General features: G+C 72.7%; 20 protein-coding genes, 1 tRNA gene and 1 riboswitch. Of the genes, 10 read left to right on the forward strand and 11 right to left on the reverse strand.

Going from position 1 to position 19444, the window contains the following annotated elements:
- The 7 genes from ACFVWD_RS25960 to ACFVWD_RS25990 form a co-directional block, all read right to left on the reverse strand.
- Positions 1-548, reverse strand: a 548-nt coding sequence (locus tag ACFVWD_RS25960; RefSeq protein WP_389599392.1) for a flavin reductase family protein, incomplete at its 3' end; no start/stop codon positions are given.
- Entirely contained in the window at positions 541-1023 is a 483-nt protein-coding gene (locus tag ACFVWD_RS25965; RefSeq protein ID WP_389599394.1) for a type II toxin-antitoxin system RatA family toxin, read from the reverse strand. The genes ACFVWD_RS25960 and ACFVWD_RS25965, both read right to left, overlap by 8 nt.
- Before the next feature lie 50 nt (positions 1024-1073).
- Positions 1074-2387 (reverse strand): aspartate aminotransferase family protein, encoded by a 1314-nt coding sequence (locus ACFVWD_RS25970; RefSeq protein ID WP_389599396.1) that lies wholly within the window; start codon positions 2385-2387, stop codon positions 1074-1076.
- On the reverse strand, positions 2384-3538 hold the full coding sequence (locus ACFVWD_RS25975) for an SDR family oxidoreductase (RefSeq protein ID WP_389599397.1): 1155 nt from the start codon (positions 3536-3538) through the stop codon (positions 2384-2386). The genes ACFVWD_RS25970 and ACFVWD_RS25975 overlap by 4 nt, the downstream gene beginning before the upstream one ends.
- Before the next feature lie 206 nt (positions 3539-3744).
- The gene (locus ACFVWD_RS25980; protein WP_389599399.1) at positions 3745-4878 is read right to left on the reverse strand and encodes an acyl-CoA dehydrogenase; all 1134 of its coding nucleotides are present in this window, start codon (positions 4876-4878) and stop codon (positions 3745-3747) included.
- A gap of 108 nt (positions 4879-4986) precedes the next feature.
- Entirely contained in the window at positions 4987-5718 is a 732-nt protein-coding gene (locus ACFVWD_RS25985; RefSeq protein ID WP_389599401.1) for a hypothetical protein, read from the reverse strand.
- A 227-nt stretch (positions 5719-5945) separates the two neighbouring features.
- A complete protein-coding gene (locus ACFVWD_RS25990; RefSeq protein WP_389599403.1) occupies positions 5946-6767 on the reverse strand; it encodes an SAM-dependent methyltransferase in 822 nt (273 codons plus the stop codon).
- Positions 6768-6941: 174 nt separating this feature from the next.
- Between ACFVWD_RS25990 and ACFVWD_RS25995 the strand changes: the two genes are divergently transcribed.
- Complete coding sequence (locus tag ACFVWD_RS25995; protein WP_389599405.1) at positions 6942-7715, forward strand: sulfite exporter TauE/SafE family protein; 774 nt, start codon at positions 6942-6944, stop codon at positions 7713-7715.
- A gap of 21 nt (positions 7716-7736) precedes the next feature.
- Positions 7737-8483, forward strand: a complete 747-nt coding sequence (locus ACFVWD_RS26000; RefSeq protein ID WP_389599407.1) for a cobalt-precorrin-6A reductase — start codon at positions 7737-7739, stop codon at positions 8481-8483.
- A gap of 76 nt (positions 8484-8559) precedes the next feature.
- On the opposite strand, the gene cobF is transcribed toward ACFVWD_RS26000, so the two are convergent.
- On the reverse strand, positions 8560-9330 hold the full coding sequence (cobF, locus tag ACFVWD_RS26005; protein ID WP_389599409.1) for a precorrin-6A synthase (deacetylating): 771 nt from the start codon (positions 9328-9330) through the stop codon (positions 8560-8562).
- A gap of 91 nt (positions 9331-9421) precedes the next feature.
- Entirely contained in the window at positions 9422-9949 is a 528-nt protein-coding gene (locus ACFVWD_RS26010; protein ID WP_389599410.1) for a DUF309 domain-containing protein, read from the reverse strand.
- Positions 9950-10049: 100 nt separating this feature from the next.
- Here ACFVWD_RS26010 and ACFVWD_RS26015 point away from each other — a divergent pair.
- Positions 10050-10123: transfer RNA gene (locus ACFVWD_RS26015), tRNA-Pro, on the forward strand.
- 77 nt (positions 10124-10200) lie between these two features.
- Here the strand turns inward: ACFVWD_RS26015 and ACFVWD_RS26020 are convergent.
- The gene (locus ACFVWD_RS26020) at positions 10201-10893 is read right to left on the reverse strand and encodes a class I SAM-dependent methyltransferase (RefSeq protein ID WP_389599412.1); all 693 of its coding nucleotides are present in this window, start codon (positions 10891-10893) and stop codon (positions 10201-10203) included.
- 239 nt (positions 10894-11132) lie between these two features.
- Between ACFVWD_RS26020 and ACFVWD_RS26025 the strand changes: the two genes are divergently transcribed.
- The 6 genes from ACFVWD_RS26025 (at position 11133) to thiD (ending at position 17673) form a co-directional block, all read left to right on the forward strand.
- Positions 11133-11480 carry an SH3 domain-containing protein gene (locus ACFVWD_RS26025; protein ID WP_389599414.1) on the forward strand — a complete coding sequence of 116 codons (348 nt, stop codon included), beginning with the start codon at positions 11133-11135 and terminating at the stop codon, positions 11478-11480.
- Positions 11481-12030: 550 nt separating this feature from the next.
- Positions 12031-13257 carry an alanine racemase gene (locus ACFVWD_RS26030; RefSeq protein ID WP_389599415.1) on the forward strand — a complete coding sequence of 409 codons (1227 nt, stop codon included), beginning with the start codon at positions 12031-12033 and terminating at the stop codon, positions 13255-13257.
- Between the two features lie 16 nt (positions 13258-13273).
- Positions 13274-14173, forward strand: a complete 900-nt coding sequence (locus ACFVWD_RS26035; RefSeq protein WP_389599417.1) for an intradiol ring-cleavage dioxygenase — start codon at positions 13274-13276, stop codon at positions 14171-14173.
- Positions 14174-14187: 14 nt separating this feature from the next.
- Complete coding sequence (locus tag ACFVWD_RS26040) at positions 14188-15270, forward strand: maleylacetate reductase (RefSeq protein ID WP_389599526.1); 1083 nt, start codon at positions 14188-14190, stop codon at positions 15268-15270.
- A gap of 65 nt (positions 15271-15335) precedes the next feature.
- Positions 15336-15430, forward strand: a riboswitch (TPP riboswitch).
- A complete protein-coding gene (locus ACFVWD_RS26045; RefSeq protein WP_389599419.1) occupies positions 15420-16823 on the forward strand; it encodes a purine-cytosine permease family protein in 1404 nt (467 codons plus the stop codon). (Overlaps the previous riboswitch by 11 nt.)
- Before the next feature lie 43 nt (positions 16824-16866).
- A complete protein-coding gene (thiD, locus tag ACFVWD_RS26050) occupies positions 16867-17673 on the forward strand; it encodes a bifunctional hydroxymethylpyrimidine kinase/phosphomethylpyrimidine kinase (protein WP_389599421.1) in 807 nt (268 codons plus the stop codon).
- A 67-nt stretch (positions 17674-17740) separates the two neighbouring features.
- Here thiD and ACFVWD_RS26055 read toward each other — a convergent pair whose 3' ends face one another.
- Positions 17741-18604 carry an NAD(P)H-binding protein gene (locus ACFVWD_RS26055; protein WP_389599422.1) on the reverse strand — a complete coding sequence of 288 codons (864 nt, stop codon included), beginning with the start codon at positions 18602-18604 and terminating at the stop codon, positions 17741-17743.
- A gap of 89 nt (positions 18605-18693) precedes the next feature.
- On the opposite strand from ACFVWD_RS26055, the gene ACFVWD_RS26060 reads away from it, so the two are divergent.
- Positions 18694-19401 carry a TetR/AcrR family transcriptional regulator gene (locus ACFVWD_RS26060; RefSeq protein ID WP_389599424.1) on the forward strand — a complete coding sequence of 236 codons (708 nt, stop codon included), beginning with the start codon at positions 18694-18696 and terminating at the stop codon, positions 19399-19401.
- Positions 19402-19444: the final 43 nt, after the last annotated feature.

Below are 19444 nucleotides of genomic sequence, written 5' to 3' on the forward strand. Positions count from 1 at the left end.
GCGTGGAACGCTCGGTCGTGCCAGAGCAGCGGCCGTCCGCCGTTCACCTCCACCGCCATCACCCGTCCGACGACGGCGTGGTGATCTCCGTACGGTCGTACGTCCTCGACCAGGCACACCGACCACGCGAGCGCGTCGACGAGCACCGGCAGGCCGAGCACCCGGCGCACCGGGCTGCCGTCGAACCGCCTGGCGGGCGGCACGGAGGAGTCGGCGAAGAGTTCGGCGACCGATCTCTGATGATCCGTCAACACGTTTACGGCGAAGGCACCTTGCTCCCGCAGGGCGGTCAGTGTGCGGGAACTGCCGCGCAGACACGCGAGGACCAGTGGCGGCCGCGCCGACAGGGAGGTCAGCGCGGAGACCGTCATCCCGGTCGGGCCCGCCCCGTCCAGCGCGGTGACGACCGTGACGCCGGCCGTCAGCTTGGCGTAGAGACCGAGACAGCGGACCGTGTCGGGACCGGGCTCGTCCCGCAGGGTGTCCCAGCCCGCGGCGGACGGGCCGTCGGGACGGGGCTGGCGGGGGACGAGGGTGAGGTCAGCCATGCGCGGGGGCGACGCTGTCGGCGAGTTGGGCCGGGGTGGGCGTGACCCTGCCGAGCAGCCCGCGCAGGATGCGCTCGATGTTGCTGCGCAGTGTCGAGTCGGCGACCGGGTCGAGGAGTTCCGCCAGCGTGGGGATACCCAGGTCGAAGACGGCGTCGAAGGTCACCGCCGTACCGTCCTCGCCGGACGCGCACCGCCAGGTGCCCTCGAACAGCTCGAAGTCGCCTGTGATCTGGGTGAAACCGATGGTCCGCGTCTTCGGGAAGAACGCGTCCCGTTCCGACCAGCGCATCAGACCGTTCCTGAAGCGCACGGTCCAGTCCGACACCACCGTGCCGTCGTCATGGGGCGGATGGACCACGACCTCGCGGACGGTCTCGGTGACTTCGGGATACCGGCGGAAATCACGGATCCGCTGGTAGGCGGTCTCGGGGTCGACGTCGTGGGCGGTCAGCCGTACGGTCACGTGACGCATGGGAGGTGGTGCCTTTCCACGGTAGGGACGGGTCGGCGGTAGCGGACGGGTCAGCCGATGTGGGTCGCGACGACGCGCAGCGCCTCGGTCAGGGCGCTGAGGAACAGCCGTACCTCCTCCTCGCCGACGATCGCGGGCGGTGTCAGCCGCAGCACCCGGGTGGCGTTGAGGGAGTGGTTCACCAGGACGCCGCGCCCGACCAGTTCGAGGATCAGTTCACCCACGGCCTGTTCCTCGGTGAACTCCAGGCCGATCAGCAGACCCCGGCCGCGGACCTCGCGCACCAGGCCGCCGGTGTACGGGGCACAGGCGGCCCGGACGCCCGCGAGCAGTCGCTCGCCCAGGGCCTTGGCACGCGGGACGACGTCCTCCCGGTCCAGGGCCTCGACCGCGGCGAGCGCGGCGGCGCAGGCGATCGGGGAGGCCGCGAAGGTGGAGGTGTGCAGATAGGGGTCGCGGGAGAACGGCCCGTAGGCCGCCGCGGTCGCGACCATCGCCGCGACGGGCACGACACCGCCGCTGAGTCCCTTGCCGACGAGCAGTACGTCGGGCTGTGGGGGCAGGCCACCCTCGGCGTCCATGCCCCACCACGAGCCCAGCCGGCCCAGGCCCGTCTGGATCTCGTCGATGATCAGGAAGGCCCCGTACGTCCGGCACAGCCGGCTCACCTCCGCCAGATGGCCCGGCGGTGGAATGCGTACGCCGCCCTCGCCCTGCACCGGCTCGACGATCACGCAGGCCCGGCGGCCGAGTTCGGCGAGCGTGGCTTCCAGCGCGGCCGTGTCCCCGTACGGGATCGCCGTGCTGTCCGGCAGCAGCGGCTGGAACGGCTGCTGGTACTTCGGGTTGGCGGTGGCGGTCAGCGCGCCCAGGGTCTTGCCGTGGTAGCCGCCGACGGTGGAGACAAGGGCGGTGTGGCCGTGCGCCCGGGCCAGTTTCAGACCGGCCTCGGTGGCCTCCGCGCCGGAGTTCACGAAGTGGACGTGGTCGAGGCCCGGTGGGGTCCGTGCGGCCAGTGCCTCGGCGGCGAGGGCCGCGACGGGCTCCAGGAAGACCCGCCCGGCCAGTGGATGGGTGTCCACCTGGCGGTGCACGGCCGCGGTCACGTGGGGGTGCCGGTGCCCGAGGATGAAGACCCCGTACCCGCCGAAGTCGAGGTAGCGGCGGCCGTCCTCGGTGAACACCCACGCGCCGTCGGACGCCGTCTCCAGCATGCCGCCGAGCACCGTGCCGAGGACCGAGCGGCCGGAGGAGAGATGCTCGCGGTAGAGCCGGGCGATGTGCGCGCGGTCCGTGGCGGGGTCGGCGGCCGGTGCCACGGATCCGGCGGCGGGCGCCACGACGGGGGCGGGGGCCGCCGTCATGACGCCAGTTCCTGCGTGTGGGTGGCCTGCGAGGGCTGGGACCTCGCCGCCGTGTCCTGGGCGGGCCCCGGACGCAGGCGGGTGCGCATGCCGCCGCGCCCGGTGGACCAGGCGGCCAGGTTGCGGACCAGCGCCCGCCGGAGGTCGTCCTTCGACAGGGCCGTGCCGCAGTGCGGCGACCCGAGGGACGATTCGAAGGGGAGGGCCCGCTGGAAGACGAGCAGCAGTTCCGCGTACGTCTGGAAGCGGCGGCGCAGCGACTCCGGGAACGTGGGGCCCTCGATCAGCGGCAGGAGCAGCCGGTGCACCGACTCCAGCGGAATGAGCCGGGGCGGATGCGGACGCGGTCCCCACTGGTCGGCGAACTCCAGGCAGGTGTCCACCACTTCACGCTGGAGCAGCGCCTCGGTGCCGGCCGTCAGCCAGTACTCGCCGCCCGTGACACCGGCCCTCACCAGGTCACCCACCGCGCGCGCGACGATGTCCTGGGGCACCATGTCGATGCGCGCGTCCGGTGCTCCCGGCAGCACCGGCACTTGCCCCTTCACGATGGCGCCCAGTGCCCGCGTCAGCCCCTGCATCCCGGCGATCCGGCCGGTGACGGAGTCACCCATCACCACCGACGGGCGCATGATCACGCCCGGCACCGGGGCGTCGCGCACGACCTGTTCGGCCGCCGTCTTGGAGGCGAGGTACGCGGCGGCACCCGGGAAGCGCTCCTGCTCCTCCGGCGCCAGCGGGTTGGCGACGAAGGCGGTGCTCATGTGGAAGAACGGGGCCTCGGCGCGGGCGGCGAGGTCGAGCATCGCGATCGTGCCGTCGAGGTTGGCCCGCCGGATCTGGTCCGGCTCCGCCTTCCAGTTGGTGGCGGCGGCGGAGTGCACCACCAGGTCCACGTCGGCGATGAGCTGGGTGAAGTCCGCCTGGGCCAGGCCGAGTCCGGGTGCCAGCAGGTCGGCGCGGACCTCACGGACCCGGTGGTCGTTCACCGGCGTGCGATGGCGCAGGCAGACGATTCCGAAGTCCGGCGACAGCTCCTCGATCAGGGCTCTGCCGAGTACCCCGGCGCCACCGGTGAGCAGAATTGTGGGGCGTTTCGCGGGCGGTTGCGGACTGGTCGGAGCGCTGGGCCGGGGCCGGGACAGAGGCATGGCGGTGATCCCCTCGGTCGAGTGAGCGTAGGTCCTGCCGGACGGACGGGCGGGTGTCCGGGCGGGTGGGTGTTCGGGTGCTGGGGTTTTGCGCGCGCCGGGCGCCTATGAGCTCGGTTCTTGTTGTTCGGCGGCGACTGCGGGCTGTTCGTGGCTGATCGCGCCGTTCTCCGCGCCCCTGTGGGGAGCTCCTGGCGGGGCCGGGATCAGGCGATGGTCAGCGGCTCGTCGGCGAGGTACGCGGACAGCGGGCCGGTCATCCGCGAGCGCGACGGCGGGTGCAGGGCGAGGCCGTTGGAGCAGGCGGCGAGGTATCCGACCTCGTCCGAGGTCATGAAGTTGAGCCCGCCGAGCAGTTCGACGGACCGGGGCACGATCCGGGCGAGGGCGTCCTGCACGGTGTAGCGCGCGTAGAGCGAGTCGGCGAGCGCGGACTCGTCGGGCGTGCCCTCGTCCACCCGGCGGGCGAGGCCCTCGACCGTCGCCGTCGCGCCCTCGATCTCCACCAGCAGCCGGACCCGTTCGGCGTCGGGCACCCGGTCGTTGAGCAGCACCCGCTCGACGAGGGCGCTCGCGGCGCCGAGGTAGCTGCCGGTCATCAGCAGCTCGAACCAGACCAGGCCGGCGGTCTGCACCTCGTCGAGACGGGCCCCGGCCGGCGAGGCCGTGCGCACCAGGAGTTCCTTCGGGACCAGTACGTTGTCCAACGTCACCTGGTCGCTCTCGGCGCCCGCCAGGAAGGTGCTCGACCAGAAGCCGCTGACGCTCAGCCCCTCGCTCTCGGCGGGAACCAGCGCCACGGCCAGCTCCTCTCCTTCGCCCTCCTCGCACGGCACCATCACGCTGGCGGTGAGCAGATCCATGGAACGGGCGAGGCTGCACGGGCGCTTCACGCCGGTGATGCGCACCCCTTCGGGCATCACGGTGGCGGACATGGAGGGCGACAGGATGCCGGTGCCGCTGCGTCCTTCGGCGAAGCCGGACGCCATCAGCCGGTTCTCGGACGCGACGCCCTGCACGAGCATCCACTCCAGCCCCTCGCCGGAGTCGCTCAGCCCGACCAGCGTGGCCATCGAGAAGTGGTGCATCGTCGTCGCCACCGCGAGCGAGGGCGAACGGCTGCCCAGCGCGCGCTGCACCCGCAGGGTCTCCAACGCGGTGGCACCCCGGCCCTGGAAGGCGGTCGGGGCCAGCAGACCCGGCCCGCCCGCCTCCCTGAACAACCCGATGCCGGGGCTCTTGGGCCCCTCCAGTGTCATCAGCGGTACGGCCCTCAGACTCTCGTCGAGGCCGGGCAGCAGTTTGGCGAGGGCCGCGCGCTCACGCTCCAGGAATCTCATGTCGTCCCCTGCTCCTTGATCCTCAGGTGTCGCCGGCAGCGTCGTTTCTGTTTACGCGCGAACCGGCGGAACCCCTCGGGGCAAAAAGGATGTTGGGGCGTTCCAGGGTCAGTGGTTCGGCTGCCGGGCCGGGTCCCGTACCACGACGAGGCGGGTGGGTCTGGCCTGGGTCAGTTCCACCCAGCGGGCGAGTTCCTGCTCGTGCGAACCGCTGCGCGTCGCCCGCGCCACGACGGTCGCCGCCGCGTCGTCGGGGTGGCCGTCGCGGGTCAGGAGACTGAGCGGCCAGGCGGGTTCGGAGGGCTCCAGACCGTCGAACGGGTGCCAGTCCCAAGGCGCGTCGAACCGCCAGGCGCGCCCCGCGGCGTCCGCGACCTCGTCACCCGCCACGAGGCAGGCGTACGGGCGCAGCAGCAGGTCGAGGGCGATCGGGATCCCGTCGTCGGGGGCGATCCCGTAGCCCTGCCACTCCAGGTCGGGATCGTGCGACTGTCCCGCGCGCAGCACCATCACCTGCGTTCCGGGACGGGGGAGACGTCCTGTCTCCAGCGGTGGATCCATCCGTTCGACGCTCATCACATGCACCACCGTGGGAGGGATGCCGACCTTGCACACCGCGCCGACCTTGAGGTGCCGGGGCGGCGGCTCGGTGCGGAACAGCTCCAAGTCCCAGTCGTACGAGGCCGGATCGCCTGCCAGGGCCACCTGGCCGTTCCACTCGATCCAGTCGCACTCCGGGTCCACCTCCCACCACGGCCACTCGACGACCACTTCCCGTCGGGTGAGACGGGTGACCCGTGCGTCGGTGTACGGGCACGAGACCAACAGGACATCCCCCACACGGTGATCCGCTCCCACAGCCCGCCTCCCGCTTCCCCGGTCGCCACCGCCCGCACGGTACAAGCTCAAGGTCATCGCCGGTCCACCGGGATCCGTGATCCTCGTCGAACTGTCCGTTCACCAGGGAGGCTTGCACGATGGCCGGCCTTGTTCAGGGGGCAGTCGTCGACATCGGGCGCGGCGGTGGGAGCGCTCTGGGCCGGGAGCGGGGCGGGTGTGCGGGTTCCTCAGGAACGGGGGGACTTGAAACCGACCGCGCCGTACAGCGGGACGGGCGCGTCGTCGATCTCGTCCTCGTCCAGCGCGAGCTCGGGATGCCACTTCGACACCGACACCACCCCGGGGTCGGCGAGGTCGAGTCCCCGGAAGAAGCGGCCGACCTCGGTGTGCGAGCGGGCCACGAGGGTCACGCCGCCCGCCGCGTACGCCGCGATACCGGTCGCGACCGTCACGGGGTCGTAGTCGCCGGTCAACGCGGACAGGACCAGACAACTGCCCGGCGCCAGCGCGTCGACCAGGGTGTCCACCAGGTCGTACGCGCCGTCCTCCTCGGCGATGAAGTGCATCAGAGCGATCAGCGACAGCGCGACGGGCCGGTCGAAGTCGAGGACCTGGGCGGCCTGTTCGAGTATCTTCCCCGGTTCCCGGGCATCGGCCTGGATGTACTCCGTCACACCCTCGGGGGTACCGCGCAGCAGGGCCTCGGCGTGGGCGAGGACGATCGGGTCGTTGTCGACGTAGACGACCCGCGCGTCCGGGACGGCGGCCTGGGCGATCTGGTGGAGATTCGGCTCCGTGGGGATGCCGGTGCCGATGTCGAGGAACTGGCGGATGCCGGTCTCCCGGACCAGCCAGCGGGTGGCGCGCTGCATGAACCAGCGGTTGCCGCGGGCCGAGCGGGGAGCGCTCGGGTCCGTGGAAATGATCCGCCGCCCGAGCTCCTCGTCGACCGGGTAGTTGTCCTTGCCGCCGAGAAACCAGTCGTACATCCGTGCCGGGTGCGGCCTGCTGGTGTCGATCCGCTGGGCGGAAGGCCCGGTCGCGGTCATGCGGCACTCCTCTGCTCACGGTCGTGTTGATGTTCGAGCAGTCTGCCACGGGAGTTGGACCGGGCGAGGGCATTCTCCGAGGCCCCGACCCACGGGTCCACCCGCCGCCGCAGGGGTCACCTGGCGAGACGGTCCTTACGTCAGGACATGCGTGCGCCTAGCATCGGTTCCCGCATGAACACGATGACGCTCTGGCACATATCCATCTGGGAGTTCGCCGCGCTCGCCGCCGCGGCCCTGCTCGTCGGCTTCTCGAAGACCGCCGTGAGCGGCGCCAACACGGTCAGCCTGGCGATCTTCGCCGCCGTGCTGCCCGCCCGCGCCTCGACCGGCGTACTCCTGCCGCTCCTCATCGTCGGGGACGTGCTCGCCGTGCTCACCTACCGGCGGCACGCCCACTGGCCCACGCTGTGGCGGCTGTTCCCGGCGGTCGCCGCGGGCGTCGTGTTCGGCACGCTGTTCCTGGTGTGGGCCGACGACGGGATGGTACGGACCTCGATCGGCGCGATCCTGCTGCTGATGGCGGCGGTGACGATGTGGCGCCGCCGGGCCGCCGCCCAGGCCGAGGAACCCGACCCGGTCTCGACCCGGGCCGGCCGGGTCAAGGCCCGCTCGTACGGCGTCCTCGGCGGCTTCACCACGATGGTCGCCAACGCGGGCGGCCCGGTGATGTCGATGTACCTCCTGTCGGCCGGCTTCCGCAAACTCGGCTTCCTGGGCACCTCGGCCTTCTTCTTCCTGATCGTGAACGTCTCCAAGGTGCCCTTCAGCGTGGGCCTCGGGCTCATCGACTGGCATTCGCTGCTCCTGGACGCGGCACTCGCGATCTTCGTCGTGCCGGGGGCGTGCCTCGGTAAATGGGCCGTGCACCGCATCAACCAGATCCTGTTCGAGCGGCTGGTCATCGCGGCGACGGTGGTGGGCGGGGTGCAGCTCCTGCTGCGCTGACCACCTCGTAGGCTCGACGCCATGGCCCCCCATGTTTTGGTCCTCGGCGGCACCACCGAGGCACGCCGACTCGCCGCCGAACTGGCGGCGCGCCCCGGTGTCCGAGTGACGACGTCCCTGGCGGGGCGCGTCTCCCGGCCGGGGACGCTCGACGGGGACGTCCGCGTCGGGGGCTTCGGAGGGGCGGACGGGCTGGCGCGGTGGCTGCGCGAGCACCGCGTGGACGCGGTGGTCGACGCCACCCACCCCTTCGCCGCCGGCATCACGGCGAACGCGGCGCGTGCCGCCGCGGCCACGGGAATCCCGGCCGTGGTGCTGCGCCGCCCCGGCTGGACCCCCGGCCCCGGCGACCGCTGGCACTGGGCCGGCTCCCTCCCCGAAGCCGCCGCACTCCTCCCGTCCCTGGGCCGCCGTGTCTTCCTCACCACGGGCCGCCTGGGACTGGCGGCCTTCGCCCACCTCTGCGAGCTCCACTTCCTCGTCCGTACGGTGGAGCCCCCCGAGCCGCCGATGCCCCAGGACATGGAAGTGCTGCTCACCCGGGGACCCTTCACACCGGACGACGAGAAGACCCTGCTGCGCGCACACCGCGTCGACGTGCTGGTGACCAAGGACAGCGGAGGTGAGGCGACAGCCGCCAAACTGACCGCCGCACGCGACCTCGCCCTCCCCGTGGTCGTCGTACGCCGCCCCCCGCTCCCTGCGGACGTGACCGCCGTGCCGGACGTGCCGTCGGCCCTGGCCCGGCTGGATCTCGGCCCTCGATGACGGAGGGGCCGGTCAGCTCGCCCCGCTGGACTCCAGTTCCCGGGTTCGGGTGGGGCGCACCGCTCGGCCGATCCCGCTACCCGCGCGGATGTCTGCGCAGCAGATACGTGTCCATGATCCAGCCCTTGCGCTCCCGAGCCTCGGCCCGCAGCCGCTCGATGCGCGGGGCCGTCTCGGCTATCGGACCGGAGGCCAGGATCTCGTCGGGTGTACCGATGTAGGCGCCCCAGTAGATGTCGATGTCCTCGTCGGCGTACTGCCGGAAGGTCTGATGGGCGTCGAGCATCACGACCACGTCGTCGACACCCTCGGGGAAGCCCTCCGCGAGCCGCCGCCCCGTGGTGATCTGGACGGGACGGGCCACCCGGTTCAGCCCGGTGCGATGACGGGCGACCAGCGCGGAGACGCTGCTGATGCCGGGCACGACCTCGTACGTGAACGCCACCGCGCCCCGCTCCAGGATCTCCTCCAGGATCCCGAGCGTGCTGTCGTACAGCGCGGGATCCCCCCACACCAGGAACGCGCCGCTCTCGCCCTCGCCCAGCTGCTCCGCGATCAGCCGCTGGTAGATGTCGGCGCGGGCACTGCGCCAGTCCCCGACGGCGGGGGAGTAGGCGGAGCCCCCGGCGGCCCGGTCACGGTCCGGGTCGCGCGCCTCGACCAGGCGGTAGGACCCCTCCGGTATGTGTGCGTCGAGGATGTCACGGCGCAGCTGGACGAGGTCCGACTTCACCTCGCCCTTGTCCAGGATGAAGAACACGTCCGTGCTCCTCAGCGCCTTGACCGCCTGCAAGGTGAGCTGGTCGGGGTCGCCCGCGCCGATGCCGATGACATGAATCTTTCGCACACCCCGAGTCTGCCGCACGCCACTGACAGCGGACGCACCGCACCCGGGTGACGCCGCACGCACCGCGCGCCTGTCGGCGCCACCGCACCCGTCAGTCCCGGCGCCCCCGCAGCCGGGGCGCCCACGCCACCGCGCTGATCGCGGCACCCTCACGCTCCACGACCGCCGCCAGCTCCCGTGCCCAGGAGGCCAGTTCGGCGAGGTCCAGCTCATGCGGACGGTCCCGGCCGTCCGCCCCCGCCGCCCACTCCTCGACCGCCCCGGCCCCACGCCGCAGCAGCCGGGCACCGCCCGTCGTGTTCCCACGGGCCGCGTGCGTGAGCCCCACCGCGAGCTGTGCCAGCCCCCGCCAGAGCGCGCGCTCACCCTCAGGGCCCGACTTCCAGGCGTCCTCGAAGACCTCGTGCGCGTGGAACGGCTTCCCCGCGTCCAGCAGTGCCTGCGCCTCGGCGACCGTCTCCTCGGGGCCGCGGACGACTCCCTCCGGCTGCCGCTCCACGCCGTCGGCGCCGTACGGCAGCGGCCGTCCCAGTCCGTCCCGCGGCCGGGCGTTGCGCGCCCGCCCCGTCGTGTCCCGATCCCGCCCGTCGCCCCGCCGACCTCCGGATGTTGCGTTCATGCCCCGATTGTCGCGCGCCCCGCGCCCCCTTCGGAGCAGCCCCCGACGTGGGGTAAAGTTCTGTTCGCACGATCACGCGGAACACCGCGGGTGAACGCACCGGGACGTGGCGCAGCTTGGTAGCGCACTTGACTGGGGGTCAAGGGGTCGCAGGTTCAAATCCTGTCGTCCCGACTTTTGAAGTCGCGGGTAAGAGGCTGTATCGGACATTTCGATACAGCCTCTTCCTCGTTTCCGGGGCCGGCCGGGGCTCAGCGGTAGTACGAGGCGACGGCCGGCTGACCGGTGTAGTTCGGGCCGGCGTGCGGGTCGGCGCCGAGGTAGGCGAAGGGCAGGGTGACGGGGCGGCCGCCCCGCAGGCTGAGGCGGTGGTGGCGGGCCGAGTACTGGAAGCCGGCGGCCCGCAGTGCCGCCAGGACCGGGCGGGACGCGTCGCTGCCGTCCGGGCGCCGCAGCGTCGAGGGATCGAGATGGGCGACCAGCAGACCCGTGCCGGTGAGCCAGGAGGCGGCCCGCTCCAGCAGGGCGAGCCGGTCGCCGATGTAGTGCAGTCCGTGGACGCAGGTGATGAGGTCGTAGCGGCGGCCCGGTGACCACCGGCCGAGATCCGCGGTGACGAGTTCGAGGCCGTCGGGCAGCGCCGTCCGCAGCAGCGGGCCGACCAGGTCCACGCCCGTGATGACGGCCTGGGGCAGTCGCCGCGCCGCCTCGCGGAGGGCGAGTCCCTCTCCGCTGCACAGGTCCAGCCAGGACGGGGCGGGTCCGTGGTCGTTCAGGAACTCGGCGGGGGAGAAGCCGAGTTCGCGGGCGTAGCTGTTGACGCCCGCCAGGACGCGTTCGCGGTTCATGGTGCTGTTGGCCACCACGGCATGGCCGGTCAGCTCGTCGTCCTTGACCAGCCCGGGTGGCCGTTGGGTTGTTGTCGGCGAAGTACCGTCGATCATCGCCCCATTGTGCGACAGGGCCGACGCGCCGCGGGGCCGCGCGGACGGACACACCGGCTTCGAACCGCGGGCCACCCTCGCGTACCGGCCTGTCGTGGCCGGACGTTTCGAGCGTCGTCGAAAGAAGTTCCGCCCCCGGGCGTCGACCCGGCAGGGTGGGCCCGGGTGTGACCGGGCGGGCCGCACGGCCCGGCCCGGGAACACGCCCGGACTCCACCAGGGGGAAGGACCACATGACCATGAGGATGAGGACCAAGGCGTTCGCCACGGCGGGCGTCGGCGCGCTGGCCACCGGACTGCTGCTGACCGGCGCGGCCGGGGCGCAGGCCGCGGCGGCTGGGCTGCCGTACGCCGTCACGCCGTATGTGAACGTCAACGTCCGCTCCGGACCCACGACCACCACCGACATCACCGGGCACGTCGCCGCCGGGCAGCCGCGCGGCGCCTCCTGCTGGACCCACGGCGAGACCATCCGCGACAACGGCTACGTCAACGACGTCTGGGTGCGACTGGCCGAGGGCTATGTGAGCGCCGTCTACCTCAAGGGCGACCAGTACGGCGGCCTCCCGGCCTCCGCCACCTGCTGACCGACCCACACGCGGTGCCCGACCCCGACCCGGGGTCGGGCACCGCGCCGCGTTCAGGAACCATCAGCCGGCCCCCGCACCGCCGGCCAGGTTCAGGATCCGCCGGGTCCGGGTGACGGGCCGCCACACCGCCGACCGCTCGAGGTGCCGAAGGATCTCCCACCGGGTAGAGATCGTGAGGGGCCTCGGGTATGGAGTCGCGGATCAGCATGATGGTGGGATGCCACAGGGCGCGGGCCCTGCGAGCGGAGGCGTCGGCGTGCCGGAGCACGGCGCCGCCGGTCTCCCGGTTCCCCGCCGCCGCGCCGAACCGGACGCTCGGTCGGTACCCCCACGGTGCCCCGCCGGAGCCGACCGACCCCGCACGGAGAGCGCGTCGATCCGGCCCGGCACGGGGAGCGCGTCGATCCGGCCCGGTCGATTTCGGCGGCTGCCGTGGCACGTGTCATGTCCCCGACCGTCCGCGTCCCCTGGGCCGCTGCTCCGGTCCCCGTCCGCCGCCCTCGTCGCGTGCCGACGGTATCCTGCGCCATACGACCCGGAGTGCCCCATGAACACACCCTCACTCGCGGTGCGCGACCGCATCCTGACCCTGCCGCCCACGGAACTTCCCGCCTACGTATACGACTTGGCGGCACTGCGCGCACACGCCGCGTCGGTGCGGGCCGCGCTGCCCGAGCGCGTCGAGCTGTACTACGCGACCCAGGCCAACCGGGAACCGGAGATCCTGACCGCGCTCGCCCCGTATGTCGACGGCTACAAGGTCTCCACCGACAGCGAACTGGCCCACGTCACCCGGGCGGCGCCGGACCACCCACTGGCCTTCGGCGGCCAGGACAAGACCCCGACGGAGCTCCTGGACGCGCTGGAGCAGGGCGTGACACGCTTCCTCGTGGAGAGCGAGTACGAGCTGTACATGCTGGCCGGGCTGGCCCAGCGGCACGCTCCGGACGGCCGGGTGGCGGTCCTGCCGCGCTTCAACCTCCCGGTGGCCGACCACCTGTTCGCCGACGGCGGCCGCAGGGCCTCCGGCCTCGACCCGGAACAGGCGGACACGATCGTCGGCCTGCTCACCGACGGCAGCTACCCGAACCTCGAACTGCGCGGCGTCTACGCCCACTTGGCCAACGGCCTGCACGCCCCCGAACACCTCGCGGTGGCCGAGAGCGTCGTCGCCTGGACCGGTGAACTCGCCGCGCGGCACGGATTGCGCCTCCCCGAGGTGAACGTCGGGGGCGGCATGGCGGTGGACTACGAGCACCCCGAACGCCGTTTCGACTGGCAGTCGTACGGCGAGGGACTCGCCCGACTCGTCGCCGCGCACCCGGAACTGACCCTGAGTATCGAGCCCGGTCGCGCGCTGACCGCGTACTGCGGCTGGTACGCGAGCGAGGTGCTGGACGTCGAGCACGGCGCACACGAGGACTTCGCCGTCGTCCGCGGTGGCGCGGTGAACCTGCGCACGTCGGCGTCCAGGAGGCCCGACCAGCCGTGGCCCGACCAGCCCTGGTCCGTACTCGAAGTGGACGGGTGGCCCTACTCCTGGCCGCGGCCCGTCGTGCGCCGTGAACGGGTCACGCTCACCGGCCAGTTGAGCACCTCCAGGGACGTCCTGGTCCGGGACGTCCGGGCGCCTGGGCTGCGGGCCGGCGACCGTGTGGTGTTCTCCCTCGCGGGCGCCTACACCTCGTCCGTGCCCCACCGGGCGTTCGCCAGGTTTCCCGAGCCCGGCTTTCACTTCGTGGACCCGGGCACCGACGGCGATCAGTCCCGATAACACCACGAGGAGCGGCATGACAGACGAACCGAACCGTTCGACGACGGCCGATGCCACGACCGACTTCACGCACGGCATCACCGACGCCGTCGTCGACAGCCTGCGGGGCACGGCCGATCCGCGTCTGCGTGAACTGCTCGGCGCGCTCACCCGTCATCTGCACGACTTCGTGCGCGAGACGGAGCCGACGATGGCGGAATGGGAACGCGCGATCGGATTCCTGACCGCGACCGGGCAGCAGTGCACCGACACCCGCCAGGAGTTCATCCTGCTGTCGGACGTGCTCGGCGTCTCGATGCTCGTGGAGACGCTGGACGGCCGCCGCGACCCGGGTGCCACCGAGTCGACGGTCCTCGGCCCGTTCCACCTGACCAGATCGCCGATCCGCGCACTCGGCGCGAACCTCGACCTGGTGGGCAGGGGCGAACCGTGCGTGGTCAGCGGCCGGGTACTGGGCAAGGGCGGCACCCCGCTGCCGGGCGCGGTCCTCGACGTGTGGCAGGCCGACTCCGAGGGCTACTACGACGTACAGCAGCCGGACGTCCAGCCGGCCGGCAACGGGCGGGGCCTGTTCACGGCCGACGCCGAGGGCCGCTTCTGGTTCCGCACCTGTGTACCGAGCCCGTACCCGATCCCCACCGACGGCCCGGTCGGTGAACTGCTGCGCGCCACGGCCCGGCACCCCTACCGCCCCGCCCACATCCACTTCATCGCCTCGGCCGAGGGCCACGCCCCGGTCACCACGCACATCTTCGTCGCGGGCAGCGACTACCTCGACTCCGACGCGGTGTTCGCGGTCAAGAAGAGCCTGGTCCAGGACTTCACGGAGACCGACGACCCGTCCCTGGCGGGGGAGTTCGGCGTCCCGAACCCCTTCCGCAACGCCCGCTTCGACCTCGTACTGGAACCGGAATGAGCACCATGACCGACATGAACACCCCGCTCGACTTCTCGTACGAGACCCAGCCGGCGCGGATCGTCTTCCGGCCCGGCGCCGCCGTCTCCGCCACCCCCGACGAGGCCGCCCGGCTCGGGCTGCGCAGGGTGCTGGTGGTCTGCGGCGGCAGGGGCGAGGACACGGCACGCGCGGTCGCGGACGCCCTGGGCGACGCCTGTGCGGGGCTGCACGCCGAGGCCCGGATGCACGTACCCGTCGAGGTCGCCGACCGGGCCGTCGAGGCGGCGCGCGCGGCCGGCGCCGACGGGTGTGTCGCGGTCGGCGGCGGTTCGGCGATCGGCCTCGGCAAGGCGATCGCGCTGCGCACCGGCCTGCCCCTGATCGCCGTGCCCTCCACCTACTCCGGCTCCGAGATGACCCCGGTCTGGGGACTCACCGAGCACGGCGCCAAGCGCACCGGACGCGACCCCGCCGTCCAGCCCCGCAGCGTCGTCTACGACCCCGAACTCACCCTCTCGCTCCCCGTCCCCCTCACCGTCACCAGCGGCGTCAACGCGCTCGCCCACGCCGTCGAGGCCCTCTACGCGCCCGACGCCTCGCCCCTCGTCTCGCTCATGGCCGAGGAGGGCGTACGGGCGATGACACAGGCCCTGCCGCTGGTGGCCGCCGCCCCCGGCGACCTCGACGCGCGCGGCCGGGCCCTGTACGGCGCCTGGCTCTGCGGCGCCTGTCTCGGCGCCACCACCATGGGCCTGCACCACAAGCTGTGCCACGTCCTCGGCGGCACCTTCGGCCTGCCGCACGCCGAGACGCACACGGTGGTCCTCCCGTACGCCCTCGCCTACAACGCGCCCGCCACGCCCCGGGCGATCACCGCGCTCTCCAGCGCCCTGGGCGGCACCGACGATGTCCCCCATGCCCTGCGGGCGCTGGCCGGGGACCTCGGCGCTCCCCGCAGCCTCGCCGAACTCGGCCTCAAGAAGACCGACCTGGCGGTGGCCGCCGAACAGGCCGTCGCACAGACGTATCCGAACCCGCGCGAGGTCACCGTGGACGGTGTGCTGGCGCTGCTGACGGCGGCGTACGAGGGCGGGGAGCCGAGCGTCGGCGAGTAGGCCGCGGTGCCGTGCGGACCCCTCCCCCTGGGGCATACCGTGCCCGCCGGGCTATCCTGACCGCCGAACCGGACACGGGGTGCCCCGCACGAGGGCTGAGATCACACCCGTCGAACCTGAACCAGTTAGGACTGGCGGAGGGATGTCTCATGTCGTTGCCGTATGCCCGTAACGCTCGCGGCGAGGTGGCCGTCGGAGGCCCGCAGGGCGTTTTCGACGGGCGGATGCCCTCCGCCCCGGGGGACCTGCACGTCGAGGCGCGTGGAATCGCCCCGGTCCCGGAGGACCACCGCTACGGCGGCCCCGGCCGTCTGTTCACCGTGTGGTTCGCCCCCAACCTGACCATGACCGGCGTGTTCACCGGCACCGTCGGCATCGCTCTCGGCCTGGACTTCTCCACCGCGCTCGCCGCCGTCGTGCTGGGCACCCTCCTGGGGGCGGTACCGACCGCGTACCTCGGCACCTGGGGGAGCCAGACCGGCGCCGGACAGCTGCCGCTCGCCCGCCTCGCGTTCGGCCGGGCCGTGGTCGTCCCCGGCGCCCTGCAGTGGCTGTCGTCCATCGCCTGGGACGCGCTGATCGGCCTCTTCGGCGGGGACGCGCTGGCCCAGCTGTGCGGCTGGCCGTTCTGGCTGGGTGTGCTCGTCATGATGGCGGCGCAGGGGGCGCTCGGCGTCCTCGGCTACGAGGCGATCCACCGGCTCCAGACCGTGATGACCTTCGCCCTCGCCGCCGCGTTCGTCGCCCTGACCGTGAAGCTCCTGAGCGGCGCCCACACCACCCCCGCCGCAACCGCCCACGGCGCCGACCGGGCCGGGGCCTTCGTTCTGACCTGCACCATCGCGCTCAGCCTTGCGCTGTCGTGGGCCCCGTACGCGAGCGACTTCAGCCGCTATCTGCCGCGCACGGCGTCCCGCCCGCGCATGTTCTGGTACACCCTGGCCGGCGTCAGCGTGTCCTTCGTGGCCGTCCAGGCGCTCGGACTGTGGGGCGCGGCCGTCTTCAACGACCAGACCGCCCGCGGCGTCGACACCCTGCTCGGCGGGGGCGCCCTCGGCGCGTTCGGGCTGCTCGCCGTGGCGCTCGCCGCGCTGAGCAGCAACGCCATGAACGACTACAGCGGCTCGCTCGCCCTGCAGACCATGGGCGTACGGCTGCCGCGTCCGGCCGCCGCCGCGCTGGCCGCCGTCCTGGGCTTCCCGCTCGTGCTGTGGATGCACGCCGCCGACACCACGGCCCGCTTCCAGAACGTCCTGCTGTTCGTCGGCTACTGGATTCCCGGGTTCGTCGCGATCGTCGTCGTCGACTGGCTCGCCCGGGCCAGGGCCCGCGGCGGCGCACCCGTCGACCTGGCCGCCGAGAGCGCCCGCCCGCGTCCGTGGTGGCCCGCGCTCGTGGCGTTCGGCGCCGCCTTCGCCGCCGCGGTGCCGTTCATGAGCACCAGCCTGTACGTCGGCCCCGTCGCGCATGCCCTGCACGGCGCCGACACCGCCTACGGGGTGGCGTTCGTCGCGGCCCTGCTCGTCTACGCCCCGCTGCGCCTGCGCCGCTGACCCCGCCCCCCTCTCACCCCCTTCGTACGGAGTGACACCCACCATGCCCGCGAACAAGCCGACCGCCCCGCCCCGCGTCCTGACCATCGCCGGATCGGACTCCGGGGGCGGTGCCGGCATCCAGGCCGACCTGAAGACCATGCTCGCGCTGGGCGCGCACGGGATGAGCGTGCTCACCGCCGTCACCGCGCAGAACTCCCTCGGCGTACAGGGAGCCTGGGAGCTTCCCGCCGAGGCGGTGCGCGCGCAGTACCGCAGCGTCGTGGACGACATCGGTGTGCAGGCCGTGAAGACCGGCATGCTCGCCTCGCCCTTGCTCGTCGAGACCGTCGCCGAACTGCTCTCGGACGTCGGCGCGCCCGTGGTGGTGGACCCGGTGAGCGTCTCCAAGCACGGCGACCGGCTGCTGGCGGACGACGCGCTGGACGCCGTACGGACCGCCCTGCTGCCGCTGGCGACGGTGGCCACCCCGAATCTCGACGAGACCGCCGAGCTGACCGGGATCAAGGCCACCGGTGAGCGGGACATGTCCCGGGCCGCGGAACAACTGCTGTCGTACGGGCCCCGCTGGGTCCTGGTGAAGGGCGGCCACCTGCCCGGCGAGGCCGTCGACCTGCTGACCGACGGCACCGAACAGCACTGGTTCCGGGCCCCGCGCCACGACAACCGCCATACGCACGGCACCGGTTGCACCCTGGCCTCGGCCATCGCGGTGGGGCTGGCGCAGGGGCGGGCGGTGCCGGAGGCGGTGCGGCTGGCGAAGGAGTACGTCACCGGCGCGATCGCCGCGGGATTCGCCCTGGGCTCGGGCCTCGGACCGGTCGACCACGGCTGGCGGACGCGCGCCTGAACGCCGCGGGTCCGTCCGCACGGCGGACGAGGCCGTCGTCCGCTGCGACCGACGGGGAACCCGGACGTCAGCCGGTCGGCGTGATCGTTGTCTTCAGGACGTCCGCCAAGGCCGTCGTGGGGCGGCCGAGCAGGCGGCCCAGCGTGGGGTCGGCCGGAGCGAACTGTCCCTGCCGGCTCGCGGCGAACAGGCCGAGGAGCAGGTCGGCGCCGGCCTCGGGCAGACCGCGGGCGAGCAGGCTCGCGCGGTAGTCGGCGTCGGAGACGACCACCCGGCGGACTTCGCGGCCCGTGAGCCGCGTGGCGATCGCCGCGATATCCGCCAGGTCGAGCGACTCGGGGCCGGTGAGCGCGGGTGTCGTCCCGTCGAGGCCCTCGCCGGTGAGCGCGAGTGCCGCCGCCTCGGCGAGGTCGGCGTGGGTGGTCCAGGCGACCGGTCCGTCCTCCGGCGCGGCCAGCTCGCCCGTCTCGAGCGCGTGGCCCAGCAGCATCACGGCTGAGGAGGCGTAGAAGCCGTTGCGCAGCGAGGCGAAGGGGACCCCGGACTCCCGGAGCGCCGCCTCGGTGGCGGCGTGGTCGCGCATCGGAGCGAAGGGGGAGGACGGGTCCGAGCCCATGTGGCTGGTGTAGAGGATGCGCTTGGCTCCGGCTGCCGCCGCGGCCTCGATGGCGGTGCGGTGGTGGTGGACGGCATCCACGCCGGTGCTGTCCGTCGACACGACGAGAACCTGCTGGGCGCCCTCGAAGGCGTCCGCGAGGCTCGCGGGGTCGCCGAAGTCGCCCTGGCGGACGCGCACGCCCTGGTCTTCGAGCTCTCGTGCCTTCTCCGGGGCGCGCACACTGACGCCGATCCGCTCGGAGGGGACGCGCTCCAGCAGCCGCTCGGTGATCAGCCGGCCGAGTCCGCCGTTGGCGCCGGTGATGATGATCATGACAACCTCTTCCCTGTTTCCATCGATAACGTAATGACGGTACCACTGGAAATTCTCATCGGTAACGGGATTCTGTTATCGTCGGAATCATGGAGAGTGAGGACGTCACCGCGGCGGACGGGCACCGTGAACGCATCGTCGCGGCCGCCGCCCGGCTGCTGGCCGAAGGCGGGCCGGACGCGGTCTCGACCCGGGCGGTGAGCGCCGCGGCGGGCGTGCAGCCGCCGACCATCTACCGGCTCTTCGGCGACAAAGAGGGCCTGCTCGACGCGGTCGTCGCCCACGGCTTCACCGCGTACCTGACCAGCAAGACCGCGCGGAAACCCACCGATGACCCGGTCGAGGACCTCCGCGCCGGCTGGGATCTGCACGTCGGCCTCGGTCTGGCCAACCCGGCGCTGTACACCCTGATGTACGGCCGGTACCGCCCCGGCACGCCCTCGCCTGCGGCGCTCGCCGCCTTCGGGGTCCTCGCCGAGCACATACGGCGCGTCGCCGAGGCGGGCCGACTGCGCGTCCCCGAGGTCCGCGCCGCGGACCTCGTCCACGCGGCCGGCTGCGGTACGACGCTCACGCTCATCGCCACCCCCGAAGACCGCCGCGACCCGGAGCTGTCCCGCACCGCCCGCGAGGCGGTCATCGCGGCGATCGCCACGGACGCCCCTGCCGCGCCCGCACCCGGGCCCGTCGCGGCCGCCGTCACCCTCCGGGCCGTACTCCCGCAGACCGACGCCCTGACGGCGCCGGAACGCGGCCTCATGGAGGAGTGGCTCAACCGAATCGCCGACCCGGACTGAGGGTGGCTCGGTCGGGCGGGGTCGGCCGCCCTCGTGCCTACGC

This window comes from Streptomyces sp. NPDC058086, from assembly GCF_042885015.1.
Classification (GTDB): Bacteria; Actinomycetota; Actinomycetes; order Streptomycetales; family Streptomycetaceae; genus Streptomyces.